This window comes from Streptomyces lichenis (assembly GCF_023218175.1).
GTDB classification, from domain to species: domain Bacteria; phylum Actinomycetota; class Actinomycetes; order Streptomycetales; family Streptomycetaceae; genus Streptomyces; species Streptomyces lichenis.
This window is the reverse complement of sequence record NZ_JALPTH010000024.1, coordinates 38561-54046: the sequence shown is the minus strand read 5'-3', so window position 1 is coordinate 54046 and position 15486 is coordinate 38561. Positions and strand designations below refer to the sequence as shown.

The following is a 15486-nucleotide window of genomic DNA, read 5'->3' as shown; positions in this document are numbered from 1 at the left end:
TCAGAGGGAGTACGGGAGGTAGAGGGCGGCGGCCAGGATGATCGCGCCCCAGCCGAGCAGCGCCGGGCGGCGGTACCAGGCGTCGTCGCCCTCGGCGGGCGGCTCCTCCATGCCCGGCGAGCGCGTCCCGTACACCAGCCCGGCCAGCTGCTCCTCGGGCTTGGGGGCGGTGAAGAGGGTGACGGCCACCATGACGACCGCGCCGGCCACGAAGCCGACGATGGCGGAGACGAAGTTGGCGCCCTGGTCGGTGGGGATGGCGATGACACCCTGCTTGTAGATGACGAAGTAGTTGGCCATCGCGGCGGCGGTGCCGGCCAGCAGCCCGTAGAAGCCGGACTTGACCGAGGCCCGCTTCCAGAACATGCCGATGATGAAGACCACGAACAGCGGCACGTTGAAGAAGGAGAACAGGGTCTGGAGGTAGCCCATGATGTTGGAGAAGCTGGCCGCCAGGAAGGCGGTGCCGATGGAGGCGACCACGCCGATCGCGGTGACCAGTCGGCCGAACCGCAGGTAGTAGCGGTCCTCGCGGTCCTTGACCACGTACTTCTGCCAGATGTCGGTGGTGAAGACGGTGTTGAAGGAGGAGACGTTGGCCGCCATGCCCGCCATGAAGGCGGCGAGCAGGCCGGTGACCGCGATGCCCAGCACGCCGTTGGGCAGCAGCTCCGACATCAGCAGCGGGATGGCGTCGTTGTAGGTCAGCCCGGAGCCCTCCAGGCCGATCCTGGGGACGAGGGCGGCGGCGACCAGGCCGGGGATCATCACGATGAAGACGATGAACATCTTGGGGAACGCGGCGATCAGCGGGGTGCGCTTGGCGGCCGAGAGGTTCTTGGCGGAGAGCGCCCGCTGCACCTCGGCGAAGTTGGTGGTCCAGTAGCCGAAGGAGAGCACGAAGCCCAGGCCGAGGACGATGGTCAGCCAGTTGGCGCCCAGCGGGTTGGCGTCGCCGATGCCGGTGCCGCCCCAGGCGGAGAGGAAGTCGCCGCCGTGCTGCTTGGTGAGGGTGTCGGTCAGTCCGTCCCAGCCGCCGACCCGCTTCAGGCCGAGGACGGTGAGCGGGATGAGGGCGGCGAGGATGACGAAGAACTGCAGCACCTCGTTGTAGATCGCCGAGGAGAGGCCGCCGACGGTGATGTAGGCGAGCACGAAGAAGCCGGCGACCACGATGGACACCCACTGCGGCCAGCCGAGCAGCGCCTCCACGACGATCGACAGGGCGTAGAGGTTGACGCCGGAGATGAGGATCGAGGCGAACGCGAACAGCCCGGAGCTGAGCAGGTGGGCCGGCTTGTCGAAGCGGTGCAGCAGGAACTCCGGCACCGAGCGGACCTTGGAGCCGTAGTAGAACGGCATCATCACCAGGCCCAGGAAGACCATGGCCGGGATGGCGCCCACCCAGTACCAGTGGACGACGGCCACGCCGTACTGGGCGCCGGTCGCCGCCATGCCGAGGATCTCGGTGGCGCCGAGGTTGGCGGCGACGAAGGCGAGGCCGGTGACCCAGGCGGGCAGTGAGCGGCCGGAGAGGAAGAAGTCGAGGCTCGTCTTCACGCTCGCCCGGGCGGCGAAGCCGATGCCGAGGACCACGGCGAAGTAGATCGCCAGGATCAGGTAGTCGAGCCAGTTGGTGGGGAGCCGTAGCTCGGCGGCCAGCACATGCATGGGTACTCGCTTCGTCGCGGGTGCGGGGCAGGTCCGGAGCGGGCCCGGAACAGCCACGGAACCTACGCCTTGCCCTACCGGAAATGAACAGGTGTGTTGGGCATCTTTGTTTGATCGTGATGATCGCGAGCAGCTGGTGGGGCAAATGTCGGATGGAAGCGCTTGCCTGCGGGAGGTCCGGACAACGTCGGGGGTTCGTGGCGACCCGTCCGTTGACGGGTGCGCCTCGACGATGGTTGGTTATGTTTGATTGTGTTGGAAGAGTGCGGTGGTGAGGAGAGCCCCGGAGTGAAGAAGGTCCCGGAATGAAGAAGACGTCGACCCGTCTGGCCGACGGTCGCGAGCTGCTCTACTACGACCTGCGGGACGACATCGTCCGCGACGCGGTCGACCCCCGCCCGCTGGACGCCGTCGCCACCAACGCCGAGGTCCGCCGCGACCCGCTGCTCGGCGACTCCGTCGCCATCGCCTCGCACCGGCAGGGCCGCACCTACCACCCGCCGGCCGACGAGTGCCCGCTCTGCCCCTCCACCGGCGGCCGGCACACCGAGATCCCGGCCGCCGACTACGACGTGGCCGTCTTCGAGAACCGCTTCCCCTCCCTCGCCGGCGACTTCGGCCGCTGCGAGGTGGTCTGCTTCACCTCCGACCACGGGGCGTCCTTCGCCGACCTCACCGAGAAGCAGGCCGCCCTGGTGCTGGCGGCGTGGACCGACCGCACCACCGAGCTGTCGGCCCGGCCCGGCGTCGAGCAGGTCTTCTGCTTCGAGAACCGGGGCGCCGAGATCGGCGTCACCCTCGGCCATCCGCACGGCCAGATCTACGCGTACCCCTTCACCACCCCGCGCGCCGAGCGGATGCTCGACTCGCTGGCGGCCCACCACGCCGAGACCGGCCGCAACCTCTTCGACGACGTGCTCGACCGCGAGCGCGCCGAGGGGGAGCGGATCGTGCTGGACGCCGAGCACTGGACGGCCTTCGTCCCGTACGCCGCGCACTGGCCGTACGAGGTGCACCTCTACCCCCGGCGCCGGGTGCCCGACCTGCGGGCGCTGGACGAGGCGGCCCGGGAGGAGTTCCCGCGCGTCTATCTGGAGCTGCTGCGCCGCTTCGACCGGATCTTCGGCGAGGGCGAGCCGCCCACCCCCTATATCGCGGGCTGGCACCAGGCACCGCTGAGCGATCCGCGCCGCGAGGGTTTCGCCCTGCACCTGGAGTTGTTCACCGTACGGCGGACCTCCGGCAAGCTGAAGTTCCTCGCCGGCTCGGAGTCCGGTATGAGCGTGTTCATCAACGACGTGCCGCCCGAGGCCGCGGCACGGCGACTGCGAGAGGTAGCGAGCGCATGAGGTATCTGGTGACGGGCGGGGCCGGCTATGTGGGCGGGGTGGTCGCCGCCCATCTGCTGGAGGCGGGGCACGAGGTGACCGTCCTGGACGACCTGTCCACCGGCTTCCGCGCCGGAGTCCCGGACGGGGCCGAGTTCGTCGAGGGCCGCATCCAGGACGCCGCGAAGCACCTCGGCCCCTCCTTCGACGGGGTGCTGCACTTCGCCGCGTTCTCGCAGGTCGGCGAGTCGGTCACGGACCCGGAGAAGTACTGGTCCAACAACGTCGGCGGCACCCTGGCGCTGCTGGCCGCGATGCGGGACGCGGGGGTGCGCAGGCTGGTGTTCTCCTCCACCGCCGCCACCTACGGGGAGCCGGTCTCCGAGAAGATCGCCGAGACCGACCCGACCGCGCCCACCAGCCCCTACGGTGCGTCCAAGCTGGCCGTGGACCACATGATCACCGGCGAGGCGCGGGCGCACGGGCTGGCCGCCGCCTCGCTGCGCTACTTCAACGTCGCCGGGGCGTACGGGGCGCAGGGCGAGCGCCACGACCCCGAGTCCCACCTCATCCCGCTGGTCCTCCAGGTGGCGCTGGGCCGCCGCGAGTCGATCAGCGTCTACGGGGACGACTACCCGACCCCGGACGGGACCTGCGTCCGCGACTACATCCATGTCGCCGACCTGGCCGAGGCCCATCTGCTGGCCATGGACGCGGTCCGCCCCGCCGAGCACCTGATCTGCAACCTGGGCAACGGCAACGGCTTCTCGGTCCGCGAGGTGATCGAGACGGTACGGGAGGTCACCGGCCACCCGATCCCGGAGACCGCCGCCCCGCGCCGGGCCGGCGACCCCGCCGTGCTGGTCGCCTCCTCCGCCGTGGCCCGCGACCGGCTCGGCTGGAAGCCCCGCCGGGCCGAGCTCGCCGGGATCGTCGCGGACGCCTGGGACTTCGCCCGCGCGCGGCACGGGGACGCCGAGTGAGCGGGCTGCCGGCCGACGCCCCCGCGCCCCCGGAGGAGCGGGCCCGGGCCGTCGCCGAGGGCTTCACCCGGCTGTACGGGGCCGAGCCCGAGGGCGTCTGGGCGGCCCCGGGCCGGGTCAACCTGATCGGCGAGTACACCGACTTCAACGACGGCTTCGTGATGCCGCTGGCCCTTCCGCACACCGCCGTCGCCGCGGTCTCCCGGCGCACCGACGGGCGGCTGCGGGTGCACTCGGCCGACACCGGAGAGGGGGTCGTCACCCTGGAGGTGGCGGAGCTGCGCCCGGAGCGCGGCGGCGCGGGCGGCTGGGCCGCGTACCCGGCCGGGGTGGTCTGGGCCCTGCGGGAGGCCGGGCACGAGATCACCGGCGCCGATCTACATCTGGCCTCCACCGTCCCCACCGGCGCCGGGCTCTCCTCCTCCGCCGCGCTGGAGACGGTGGTGGCGCTCGCCCTGAACGAGCTGTACGGGCTCGGACGCTCCCGCCCCGAACTGGCCCGGATCGGCCAGCGCGCCGAGAACGCCTTCGTCGGGGTGCCCTGCGGGGTGATGGACCAGATGGCCTCCGCCTGCGCCGCCGAGGGGCATCTGCTGCACCTGGACACCCGGAACCTCTCGCTGCGCCAGGTCCCCTTCGACCTGGCCGCGCGCGGGCTCGCCCTGCTGGTGGTGGACACCCGGGTGAAGCACGCGCTCGGGGACGGCGCGTACGCCGAGCGGCGCGCCGGCTGCGAGGCGGGCGCGCGGGCGCTCGGAGTGAACACCCTGCGCGAGGTGGAGTACGCGCGCCTGCCGGAGGCCCTGGACCGGCTGGACGATCCGACGGTACGGGCCTGTGTCCGCCATGTGGTCTCCGACAACGAGCGGGTGCGCCGCACCATCGCCCTGCTGGACGCGGGCGACGCCCGCGCGGTGGGCCCGGTGCTCACCGAGGGCCACGCCTCGCTCCGCGACGACCTGCGGGTCTCCTGCCCGGAGCTGGACCTGGTGGTGGCCACCGCGGTCGAGGCGGGGGCGCTGGGCGCCCGGATGACCGGCGGCGGCTTCGGCGGCTCGGCGATCGTCCTGGTCGAGGCGGGTGACACCGCCGCGGTCACCAAGGCCGTCGAGGACGCCTTCGCCACCGCCGGCCACACTGCCCCCCGGGTCTTCCCCGCGGTGCCCTCGGCGGGGGCGCGGCGGCTGGAGTGAGGACCCGGGGTGAGCGGCCGGAGTGAGGGCCGGGGACGGTGAACCGGTAGCGGCCGGGGGGCCGGTGAGCGGCGGGGGTACGGGGGCGGTGAGCGGCGGGGGTACGGGGGCGGGCGGTGGCCTTCGCGGTACGGGGGCGCCGCCCGTCCCCGTACCCCGAGGCCGGGGCGGGCGGCGGCCCTTGTCGTATGGGGGCACCGCCCGTTGCCGTACCGGCGTCCGTGCCGTAGCCGCCAGTCCCCGGCCCGTATCCGTACGGCCACGGGCACTTGTGCCAATTCCCTTCCGGCGCGGCGGACCGCCCGTACCCTGAAGGCCGGCGCACCGGTGGGGGCCGGTGGCTGGGCAGGGGCCGGAGAGCCCGGGTACGAGGCCCGGGGCGGGGGTAGCTTCCCCCTCGCGGTGGCGGTGGGTGCCGTCCCGTGGGCCGGGCGGTCGCCCGCGGCCGGTTTCCGCCCTCCTCGCGTCCTCGCGTAGGGAGGCTCGACACTTGGGGGTGCCAGTGGGCCGTATCCGGGTTCTCGTGGTGGACGACCACCGTATCTTCGCCGAGTCGCTGGCCGCGGCGCTGGCGGCCGAGCCGGATGTGGAGGTGGCGGCGGCCGGCAGCGGTCCGGCTGCGTTGCGCTGTCTGGAGCGGGCGGCCGCCGAGGGACGCCGGTTCGACGTGGCGCTGGTCGACGCCGACCTGGGCGTGCCCGGCGGGGTGGCGCGGGCCGCGGCGCCGCGGGCGGTGCCGGACGGGGCGGAGGCCGCGGTGGACGGGATCTCGCTGGTCGCGGGGGTGCGCCGGGCGAGACCCGAGGTCCGGGTGGTGGTGCTGGCCGATCGGGACGAGGCACGGCGGGCGGCGCTGGCGCTCCAGGCCGGGGCGTCGGCCTGGGTGGCCAAGGACTGCTCCCTGCAACGGCTGCTGGCGGTGATCCGGGGGGTGCTGCGGGACGAGACTCATCTGCCGCCGGCGCTGCTGACCGGGGTGCTGCGGGAGCTGACGGCCGAGCGCAAGCACCGCACCGAGAGCGAGCGGCTGGTGGAGTCGCTGACCCCCCGGGAGCGGGAGGTGCTGCGCTGCATGGTGGCCGGGCTCGGCCGCAAGGCGGTGGCCGAGCGGCTGTTCCTCTCCCCGCACACCGTCCGTACGCATATGCAGAACGTGCTGGGCAAGCTCGGGGTGCACTCCACGCTGGCGGCGGTGGCGCTGGCCCGCCGGGCGGGGGTCGGCCCGGCGCCGCTGGCGGCCCTGGCCTCGACTCCGGCGGCCCCGGGGGTGCCGATGCAGGCGGTGCCCGTCTCGGCCGTGTCCGGCGCGTCAGGTGTGTCAGGTGGGGATGTTGTCGAACGGGGCGGTCAGCTGGCGCAGTAGCGCGGCCAGCTCGGCGCGCTGGGCGCGGGACAGCTCGGCGAGGATGGCCCGCTCCTGGTCGAGCAGCCCGGCGAGGGCCTGGTCGGCGCGGTCGCGGCCCTCGGGGGTGAGGCGGACCAGCACCCCGCGCCGGTCGCTGGGGTCGGGCAGCCGCTCGACCAGGCCCTTCTTGGCGAGCCGGTCGATACGGTTGGTCATGGTGCCGGAGGTGACCAGCGTCTGGGTGAGCAGCTGGCCGGGGGAGAGCTGGTACGGGGCGCCCGCGCGGCGCAGCGAGGTGAGCACGTCGAACTCCCACGGCTCCAGGCTGTGCTCGGCGAAGGCGAGCCGCCGGGCCCGGTCGAGGTGCCGGGCGAGCCGGGAGACCCGGCTGAGGACCTCCAGCGGTTCCACGTCGAGGTCAGGGCGCTCGCGACGCCATGCGGCCACCAGTCGATCGACCTCGTCCTCCATGTCGATCAGTGTAGGGGATCTGTCGACATGAAGTCTCTTGACGTCAAGAGATAATTGGCCGGAGCATGGGGCATGGTTGGCCCGAAACGCCGTTCCGTTTCGGCTACTTGATGCTGCAAGGGGGCTCGAACATGCATTCCGCACCGGTCTGGGACCCAGATCAGTACCTGCGCCACGCCTCGCACCGGACCCGACCGTTCCTCGATCTGCTGCACCGCATACCCGAACTGCCCGCCACCGCGCTCGGCAGGCCCGCCCGGATCGCCGACATCGGGTGCGGCCCCGGCAATGTGACCGCGCTGCTCACCGAGCGCTGGCCGGACGCCCGGATCACCGGCTTCGACCTCTCCGCGGAGATGCTCGAACAGGCCGACAAGCACCACGCCGGCCCCACCCCCGGTGGCGGCTTCCTCGACTTCCGCCCCGCCGACGCCGCCCACTGGACGCCCGACGAGCCCTACGACCTGATCGTCTCCAACGCCGCCCTGCAGTGGGTGCCCGGCCACCCCGAGTCCTTCCCGCGCTGGCTCGGCGGGCTGACCCCCGGAGGGGTCCTGGCCTTCCAGGTACCCGCCAACTTCACCGCCCCCAGCCACGCCCTGCTCGGCGACCTCTGCGAGTCCCCCGAGTGGCGCGACCGCGTCGGCGACCACGGCCGCCGCTTCGTCCACATCCTCGACGCCCCCGGCTACCTCGACCACCTCACCGGCCTCGGCTGCGCCGCCGACGTCTGGGAGACCGTCTACCACCAGCTCCTCCAGGGCGCCGACCCCGTCCTGGACTGGGTCAAGGGCACCGCCCTGCGCCCGGTGCTGACCGCCTTGGACGACGACCCCGACGCCGTCGCCGCCTTCCTCGGCCAGTACCGCGAACTCCTCCGCGCCGCCTACCCGACCGGGCCGCACGGCACCGCCTTCCCCTTCCGCCGCGTGTTCGCGGTGGCGCGCCGGGAGGGGTGAGGGGCGCGTCGGGAGACGAACCGGGGCGCCGCACCGCGGGCGCCCCGGTTCGTCACAGCCGCTCCAGTGCCTCCGTCGAGATGTCGACGTCCAGCTCGAAGGGGACGACCAGCTTGAGCTGGTTGTGGTGGATGCCGGTCGGGGTGTAGCGGAAGCCGTCGCTCACCGGGTCCAACTCGTAGGTCCGCACCACGGGGTGGTTCTCGCCCTCGGCGAGCTCGACCAGCCAGAAGTGCGGGATGCCGGCCTTGGCGTACTTGCGCGGCTTTGCATCCTTGTCCCGGGCCTCGGAGTCCGGCGACACCACCTCGATGGCCAGCACCACGTCCTCGGCCTCGAAGCGGGTCAGCAGCGGGCCGGTGACCGCCTCCGCCCGGACCAGGCAGATGTCGGGCTCCGGGGCGTTGCGCGCGTTCAGCACCACGGTCATCTCGCGACGCACCTTGAGCTCGCGTGGGACGTACTGGCGCAGTCCGGTGACCAGCAGGTCGATGATCGTGCTGTGGAAATCACGCTGTGGACTCACGAAGACCAGGCTCCCGTCGATCAACTCCGTATGCGGCGGGAGATCAGGCAGCGTGGACAGATGGTCCACGGTATAGCCGTTCGGCGGCGGCACGGGCCAGCGCACGGGCTGCGGCTCCACGTCCGGCTCCGGCTCCGGTGCTCCGAAGCTGTCGTCCGACGCGCTGAGCGGCTCGGCGGTCATGGTTCCTCCCATAGGCGGGATCCTGCGGCCTGCCGTCCACGGTAGCCACCGTTTTCGGCGTATGTCCGCCGAAAGGGTGACCCCGCGCGCCCCCTAACTCTTCCGGTGCCCTATCAGCCGGGGCTTCTGCTCCATGCCGTCCAGGCCGTGCCAGGCGAGGTTCACCAGGTGGGCGGCGACCTCGGCCTTCTTGGGCTTGCGGGCGTCCAGCCACCACTGGCCGGTGAGCGCCACCATGCCGACCAGGGCCTGGGCGTAGAGGGGGGCCAGCTTGGGGTCGAAGCCGCGGTTCTTGAACTCCATGCCGAGGATGTCCTCGACCTGGGTGGCGATGTCGGAGATGAGGGAGGCGAAGGTGCCGGTGGACTGGGCCACGGGCGAGTCCCGCACCAGGATGCGGAAGCCGTCGGTGAACGTCTCGATGTAGTCCAGCAGCGCGAACGCCGCCTGCTCGAGGAGCTCCCGCGGGTGCCCGGCGGTCAGGGCGCCGGTGACCATGTCCAGCAGCTGGCGCATCTCGCGGTCCACCACCACCGCGTACAGGCCCTCCTTGCCGCCGAAGTGCTCGTACACCACCGGCTTGGAGACCCCCGCCTTCGCGGCGATCTCCTCCACCGAGGTGCCCTCGAAGCCCCGCTCGGCGAAGAGCGTGCGGCCGATGTCCAGCAACTGCTGCCGGCGCTCCGCGCCCGTCATCCGCACCCGGCGCCCGCGCCGGGGTTTGTCACTTCCGCTGCTGCCGTCGATCGCCACGGCATCCATCATGCCGCGTGCGTGGAGCTGTCCTGCCGCCGGGCCGCGATCCGCTCCTTGCTCGGCCAGCGCACGTCGTACGCCCAGCCCAGCTGCTCGAACCAGCGGATCAGCCGCGCGCTGGAGTCGATCTGCCCGCGCATCACCCCGTGCCGCGCCGAGGTCGGGTCCGCGTGGTGCAGGTTGTGCCAGGACTCACCGCAGGACAGCACCGCCAGCCACCACACGTTGCCCGAGCGGTCCCGCGACTTGAACGGGCGCTTGCCCACCGCGTGGCAGATCGAGTTGATCGACCAGGTGACGTGGTGCAGCAGCGCCACCCGCACCAGCGAACCCCAGAAGAACGCGGTGAACGCACCCCACCAGGACATCGTCACCAGCCCGCCGACCAGCGGCGGGATCGCCAGCGAGACGATGGTCCACAGGACGAACTGGCGGGAGACGGCCCGCAGCGCCGGGTCCTTGATCAGGTCCGGGGCGTACTTGTGCTGCGGGGTCTGCTCCTCGTCGAACATCCAGCCGATGTGCGCCCACCACAGGCCCTTCATCAGCGCCGGCAGCGTCTCGCCGAACCGCCACGGCGAGTGCGGGTCGCCCTCCGCGTCGGAGAACTTGTGGTGCTTGCGGTGGTCCGCCACCCAGCGCACCAGCGGCCCCTCCACCGCCAGTGAACCCATCACCGCCAGCGCGATCCGCAGCGGCCGCTTCGCCTTGAAGGAGCCGTGGGTGAAGTAGCGGTGGAAGCCGATCGTGATGCCGTGGCAGCCGATGTAGTACATCGCCACCAGCAGCCCCAGATCCAGCCAGCTCACCCCCCAGCCCCAGGCCAGCGGCACCGCCGCCACCAGGGCCACGAACGGGACGACGATGAACGCCAGCAGCGCCAGCTGCTCGACCGACCGCTTGCTGTCCCCGCCGAGCGTGGCGGAGGGCACATCCGGGGCGGCGGCCGGCCCGGCGGTGGCCCGGTCGGCGGACTCCGCGGCGGGTGCCTCGGGAGTAGTGGTCATGGGGTCCCCTGGGGGTGAGGGAGAGAAGACGACAGCACCGACGGTACGGTACCTACGGAACCGTAACCTACGGCGACGTAAGTATGGCAGCGGCGAGCGGCGCGGCAAGAGCACCACGGGCGTGCGACCTGCGGGCGACCTGCGCCTGGCGGAGGGCCGGAGGCATCGCCGCAGGACGGACACCTATCCTGGGACCTGCCGGACAGCGTGGTCCGCGAGCTTTCAGTACCCCTCCAGACGTGCTCAGAACACTGCAAGGAGCCGCACCTGTGAGCAGTGCCGACCAGACCGCAGGCCGCGCCGACCAGGCCGCCACCGCCAACGCCGAGCTGCGATCCGACATCCGCCGACTGGGCGACCTGCTCGGCGAGACCCTGGTACGCCAGGAAGGCCCCGCCCTCCTCGAACTCGTCGAGAAGGTCCGCCACCTCACCCGCGAGAACGGCGAGGCCGCCGCCACCCTCCTCGGCGACACCGACCTGGAGACCGCCGGCCGCCTGGTCCGCGCCTTCTCCACCTACTTCCACCTCGCCAACGTCACCGAGCAGGTGCACCGCGGCAAGGAGCTGCGCGCCCGCCGCGCCGCCGAGGGCGGGCTGCTCGCCCGCACCGCCGACATGCTCAAGGACGGCGACCCCGCCCACGTACGGGACACCGTCAGGAACCTCAACGTGCGGCCGGTGTTCACCGCCCACCCCACCGAGGCCGCCCGGCGCTCCGTCCTCAACAAGCTCCGCCGCATCGCCGAGCTGCTGGAGACCCCGGTCATCGCCTCCGACCGGCGCCGCCACGACCTGCGCCTGGCCGAGGCCATCGACCTCATCTGGCAGACCGACGAGCTCCGGGTCGTCCGGCCCGAGCCCGCCGACGAGGCCCGCAACGCCATCTACTACCTGGACGAGCTGCACGCCGGCGCCGTCGGCGACGTCCTGGAGGACCTCGCCGCCGAGCTGGAGCGGGTCGGCTACGAGCTGCCGCCCGGCACCCGCCCCCTCACCTTCGGCACCTGGATCGGCGGCGACCGCGACGGCAACCCCAACGTCACCCCCGCCGTCACCTGGGACGTGCTGATCCTCCAGCACGAGCACGGCATCACCGACGCCATCGACCTCATCGACCACCTGCGCGGCCAGCTCTCCAACTCCATCCGCTACGCCGGCGCGACCGAAGAGCTGCTGGAGTCGCTCCAGGCCGACCTGGAGAAGCTTCCGGAGATCAGCCCGCGCTACAAGCGGCTCAACGCCGAGGAGCCCTACCGGCTCAAGGCCACCTGCATCCGGCAGAAGCTCCTCAACACCCGCGAGCGCCTGGCCCACGGCACCGCGCACAGCGAGGGCCGCGACTATCTTGGCACCGCCGAGCTCCTCGCCGACCTCACCCTGATCCAGACCTCGCTGCGCGCCCACCGCGGCGGCCTCTTCGCCGACGGCCGCCTCGACCGCACCATCCGCACCCTGGCCGCCTTCGGCCTCCAGCTCGCCACCATGGACGTCCGTGAACACGCCGACGCCCACCACCACGCCCTCGGCCAGCTCTTCGACCGGCTCGGCGAGGAGTCCTGGCGCTACGCCGACATGCCCCGCGACTACCGGCAGAAGCTCCTCGCCAAGGAGCTGCGCTCCCGCCGGCCCCTCGCCCCCACCCCGGCCCCCCTCGACCAGGCCGGGCAGAAGACCCTCGGCGTCTTCCACACCGTCAAGGAGGCCTTCGAGCGCTTCGGCCCCGAGGTCATCGAGTCCTACATCATCTCCATGTGCCAGGGCGCCGACGACGTCTTCGCCGCCGCCGTCCTCGCCCGCGAGGCCGGACTGATCGACCTGCACGCCGGCTGGGCCAAGATCGGCATCGTGCCGCTGCTGGAGACCACCGACGAGCTCAAGGCCGCCGACGTCATCCTCGACGGCATGCTCGCCGACCCCTCCTACCGCCGCCTGGTCTCGCTGCGCGGCGACGTCCAGGAGGTCATGCTCGGCTACTCCGACTCCTCCAAGTTCGGCGGCATCACCACCAGCCAGTGGGAGATCCACCGCGCCCAGCGCCGGCTGCGCGACGTCGCCCACCGCTACGGCGTACGGCTGCGCCTCTTCCACGGCCGCGGCGGCACCGTCGGCCGCGGCGGCGGCCCCTCCCACGACGCCATCCTCGCCCAGCCCTGGGGCACCCTCGAAGGCGAGATCAAGGTCACCGAGCAGGGCGAGGTCATCTCCGACAAGTACCTCGTCCCCTCCCTGGCCCGGGAGAACCTGGAGCTGACGGTCGCCGCCACCCTCCAGGCCTCCGCCCTGCACACCGCCCCCCGCCAGTCCGACGAGGCCCTCGCCCGCTGGGACGCGGCCATGGACACCGTCTCCGACGCCGCCCACCAGGCCTACCGCAAGCTGGTCGAGGACCCCGACCTGCCCACCTACTTCCTCGCCTCCACCCCCGTCGACCAGCTGGCCGACCTCCACCTCGGCTCCCGCCCCTCCCGCCGCCCCGGCTCCGGCGTCTCGCTGGACGGTCTGCGCGCCATCCCGTGGGTGTTCGGCTGGACCCAGTCCCGCCAGATCGTCCCCGGCTGGTACGGCGTCGGCTCCGGACTTAAGGCCCTGCGCGAGGCCGGCCTCGACGAGGTCCTGGACGAGATGCACGAGCGCTGGCACTTCTTCCGCAACTTCCTCTCCAACGTCGAGATGACCCTCGCCAAGACCGACCTGCGGATCGCCCGCCACTACGTCGACACCCTGGTGCCGGAGAACCTCCAGCACGTCTTCGCCACCATCGAGGCCGAACACGCCCTCACCGTCGCCGAGGTCCTCAAGGTCACCGGCGGCAAGGAACTGCTGGACTCCAACCCGGTCCTCCAGCAGACCTTCGCCATCCGCGACGCCTACCTGGACCCGATCTCCTACCTCCAGGTCTCCCTGCTCGCCCGGCAGCGCAAGGCCGCCGAGGCCGGCGACGAGCCCGACCCGCAGCTCTCCCGCGCCCTGCTGCTCACCGTCAACGGCGTCGCCGCCGGACTGCGCAACACCGGCTGATCAGCCGGCAGGCATACGAGAAGGGGGCGCCCGGCCGACCGCCGGGCGCCCCCTTCTCCGAACCTCTGTGCCTCACACCGTGAGGAACGTCCCCACCAGCAGCAGCCCGCCCAGCGAGGCCGCCGCCCAGGCCGGCCGCGGCAACCGCAGCCCGCCGCCGATCACCAGCGCCGCCAGCAGCAGCGAGCCGCCCAGCGGCAACCAGGCGTGCAGCCCGCCACCCAGCCCCGTACGCACCAGCTCACGGCTGCCCGGCTTCACCACCACCGGGTACTCGCCGTCCGAGCGCACCGCCACCGACCGCTCTATCGACATGTCGGTACGCACCGGGGCCGGGCCCTCCGGATCGAACCGGCCCGTGCACACCTCGGCCGAGCACCCGGTCACCGCCAGCGTCCCGTGCTCCCGCCCCTTCGACAGCAGGATGTGCTGGGCATCCGCCCATGAGGCCCACACCCCCGCCACCACCAGCAGCAACGCCACCAGCCCCATCAGCGCCGCCCGTGCGAACGGCAGCGGGGAGCGGCGCTTCGGGGCGGCGGTCTTCGGTCGGGGCGCGGTGGTTCTCCTGCTCATGGCCCGCGATCCTTGACCACATGACCGTGTCCGGTCAAACGCACCGGCCTCCCGGCCTCAGGAGTTGTACGCCGACTGGGCCCGCTCCAGACCCTCGGTGACCAGGCACTCCACCGCGTCCGCCGCCCGGTCCACGAAGTAGTCCAGCTCCTTGCGCTCCGCCGAACCGAAGTCCTTCAGCACGAAGTCCGCCACCTGCATCCGCCCCGGCGGCCGCCCGATCCCGAACCGCACCCGGTGGTACTCCGCACCCATCGCCTTGGTCATCGACTTCAGCCCGTTGTGACCGTTGTCACCGCCGCCCCGCTTCAGCCGCAGCACCCCGTAGTCGATGTCCAGCTCGTCATGGACGGCCACCACCCCGGCCAACGGCACCTTGTAGAAGTCGCGCAGCGCCGACACCGGGCCACCCGACAGGTTCATGAACGACATCGGCTTCGCCAGCACCACCCGCCGGCTCGCCGGCCCCGGAGGCCCGATCCGGCCCTCCACCACCTGCGCCTGCGCCTTGCCCGCCCGCTTGAACTTGCCGCCCATCCGCTCCGCCAGCAGATCGGCCACCATGAACCCCACGTTGTGCCGGTTGCCCGCGTACTCCGGCCCCGGGTTGCCCAGCCCCACCACCAGCCAGACCGAAGAGCTCTCGTCCACCCTCGCCATCCCCTCGCTCGTCTCCTGAGACAGAAGTACGGGGTGGTGGGCCGCAGCGGCCCACCACCCCGTCACTCACCGGCCTACGCCGGAAGGCACTCAGCCCTCGGAGGACTCGTCACCCTCGGCCTCGGGAGCGGCCTCCTCGGTCGCCTCCTCGTCAGCCGCCGGCTCCTCGGCCTGCGCGGCCACGACCTGGAGGACCACCGCGTCCTCGTCGGTGGCCAGCGAGACGCCCTTGGGCAGCTCGATGTCCTTCGCCAGCACCGAGGCGCCGGCCTCCAGGCCCTCCACCGAGACGGTGAAGGACTCCGGGATGTGGGTGGCCTCGGCCTCGACGGGCAGCGCGTTCAGCACGTGCTCCAGCAGGTTGCCGCCCGGGGCCAGCTCGCCCTCAGCGACGACCGGGACCTCGACGTTGACCTTCTCGCCGCGCTTGACCAGCAGCAGGTCCACGTGCTCCAGGAAGCCCTTCAGCGGGTCGCGCTGCACCGACTTCGGGATGGCCAGCTCGCTGCCCTTGCCCGCGATGTCCAGGGCGATCAGGACGTTCGGGGTACGCAGCGCGAGCAGCAGCTCGTGGCCCGGGAGGGTCAGGTGCACCGGCTCGGTGCCGTGGCCGTACAGCACACCGGGAACCTTGTCGGCACGGCGGATACGGCGGGCGGCGCCCTTGCCGAACTCGCTGCGGGTCTCGGCGGAGATCTTCACCTCGGACATCAGCACTCCTCGTAGAAATACAGACGGATCAACGGTCGTGGAGTCACCCGGCCACGACTGGACTTGGCCTGCTACGAAGAGCGCGTCGATAACGGAC

The 15486-nt window shown here is 72.1% G+C and carries 14 protein-coding genes; 6 read left to right on the top strand and 8 right to left on the bottom strand.

What is annotated here, in order from left to right:
• Positions 1 to 1671, bottom strand: coding sequence for a sodium:solute symporter family protein (locus M1O15_RS22685; protein WP_248635968.1), 1671 nt, complete (start codon positions 1669 to 1671; stop codon positions 1 to 3).
• A gap of 305 nt (positions 1672 to 1976) precedes the next feature.
• Between M1O15_RS22685 and galT the strand changes: the two genes are divergently transcribed.
• From galT to M1O15_RS22665, 4 genes are all read left to right on the top strand, one after another.
• Positions 1977 to 3020, top strand: coding sequence for a galactose-1-phosphate uridylyltransferase (gene galT, locus M1O15_RS22680; RefSeq protein ID WP_248635967.1), 1044 nt, complete (start codon positions 1977 to 1979; stop codon positions 3018 to 3020).
• A complete protein-coding gene (gene galE, locus M1O15_RS22675) occupies positions 3017 to 3982 on the top strand; it encodes a UDP-glucose 4-epimerase GalE (RefSeq protein ID WP_248635966.1) in 966 nt (321 codons plus the stop codon). Before galT ends, galE begins: the two co-directional genes overlap by 4 nt.
• A 5-nt stretch (positions 3983 to 3987) precedes the next feature.
• Positions 3988 to 5175 (top strand): galactokinase, encoded by a 1188-nt coding sequence (gene galK, locus M1O15_RS22670; RefSeq protein WP_248636046.1) that lies wholly within the window; start codon positions 3988 to 3990, stop codon positions 5173 to 5175.
• Between the two features lie 502 nt (positions 5176 to 5677).
• Complete coding sequence (locus tag M1O15_RS22665) at positions 5678 to 6538, top strand: LuxR C-terminal-related transcriptional regulator (protein ID WP_248636045.1); 861 nt, start codon at positions 5678 to 5680, stop codon at positions 6536 to 6538.
• On the opposite strand, the gene tamR is transcribed toward M1O15_RS22665, so the two are convergent.
• A complete protein-coding gene (gene tamR / locus M1O15_RS22660) occupies positions 6494 to 6991 on the bottom strand; it encodes a MarR family transcriptional regulator TamR (RefSeq protein ID WP_248635965.1) in 498 nt (165 codons plus the stop codon). The two genes, M1O15_RS22665 and tamR, sit on opposite strands and share 45 nt — an antisense overlap.
• Positions 6992 to 7122: 131 nt before the next feature.
• On the opposite strand from tamR, the gene M1O15_RS22655 reads away from it, so the two are divergent.
• Positions 7123 to 7950 (top strand): trans-aconitate 2-methyltransferase, encoded by an 828-nt coding sequence (locus M1O15_RS22655; protein WP_248635964.1) that lies wholly within the window; start codon positions 7123 to 7125, stop codon positions 7948 to 7950.
• A 52-nt stretch (positions 7951 to 8002) separates the two neighbouring features.
• Here the strand turns inward: M1O15_RS22655 and M1O15_RS22650 are convergent, their stop codons facing one another.
• From M1O15_RS22650 to M1O15_RS22640, 3 genes are all read right to left on the bottom strand, one after another.
• Positions 8003 to 8659, bottom strand: a complete 657-nt coding sequence (locus tag M1O15_RS22650) for a Uma2 family endonuclease (RefSeq protein ID WP_372499559.1) — start codon at positions 8657 to 8659, stop codon at positions 8003 to 8005.
• Positions 8660 to 8752: 93 nt separating this feature from the next.
• On the bottom strand, positions 8753 to 9424 hold the full coding sequence (locus M1O15_RS22645) for a TetR/AcrR family transcriptional regulator (RefSeq protein ID WP_248635962.1): 672 nt from the start codon (positions 9422 to 9424) through the stop codon (positions 8753 to 8755).
• A complete protein-coding gene (locus tag M1O15_RS22640; protein ID WP_248635961.1) occupies positions 9421 to 10422 on the bottom strand; it encodes an acyl-CoA desaturase in 1002 nt (333 codons plus the stop codon). Before M1O15_RS22640 ends, M1O15_RS22645 begins: the two co-directional genes overlap by 4 nt.
• Before the next feature lie 269 nt (positions 10423 to 10691).
• Between M1O15_RS22640 and ppc the strand changes: the two genes are divergently transcribed.
• Positions 10692 to 13442 carry a phosphoenolpyruvate carboxylase gene (gene ppc, locus M1O15_RS22635; protein ID WP_248635960.1) on the top strand — a complete coding sequence of 917 codons (2751 nt, stop codon included), beginning with the start codon at positions 10692 to 10694 and terminating at the stop codon, positions 13440 to 13442.
• A 72-nt stretch (positions 13443 to 13514) separates the two neighbouring features.
• On the opposite strand, the gene M1O15_RS22630 is transcribed toward ppc, so the two are convergent.
• From M1O15_RS22630 to M1O15_RS22620, 3 genes are all read right to left on the bottom strand, one after another.
• Positions 13515 to 14018 carry a hypothetical protein gene (locus M1O15_RS22630; protein ID WP_248635959.1) on the bottom strand — a complete coding sequence of 168 codons (504 nt, stop codon included), beginning with the start codon at positions 14016 to 14018 and terminating at the stop codon, positions 13515 to 13517.
• A 57-nt stretch (positions 14019 to 14075) separates the two neighbouring features.
• The gene (gene pth / locus M1O15_RS22625) at positions 14076 to 14669 is read right to left on the bottom strand and encodes an aminoacyl-tRNA hydrolase (protein ID WP_248635958.1); all 594 of its coding nucleotides are present in this window, start codon (positions 14667 to 14669) and stop codon (positions 14076 to 14078) included.
• Positions 14670 to 14768: 99 nt separating this feature from the next.
• Positions 14769 to 15389: a 50S ribosomal protein L25/general stress protein Ctc gene (locus tag M1O15_RS22620; RefSeq protein WP_248635957.1), complete on the bottom strand. Its 621-nt coding sequence runs from the start codon at positions 15387 to 15389 to the stop codon at positions 14769 to 14771.
• Between the last annotated feature and the right edge of the window lie 97 nt (positions 15390 to 15486).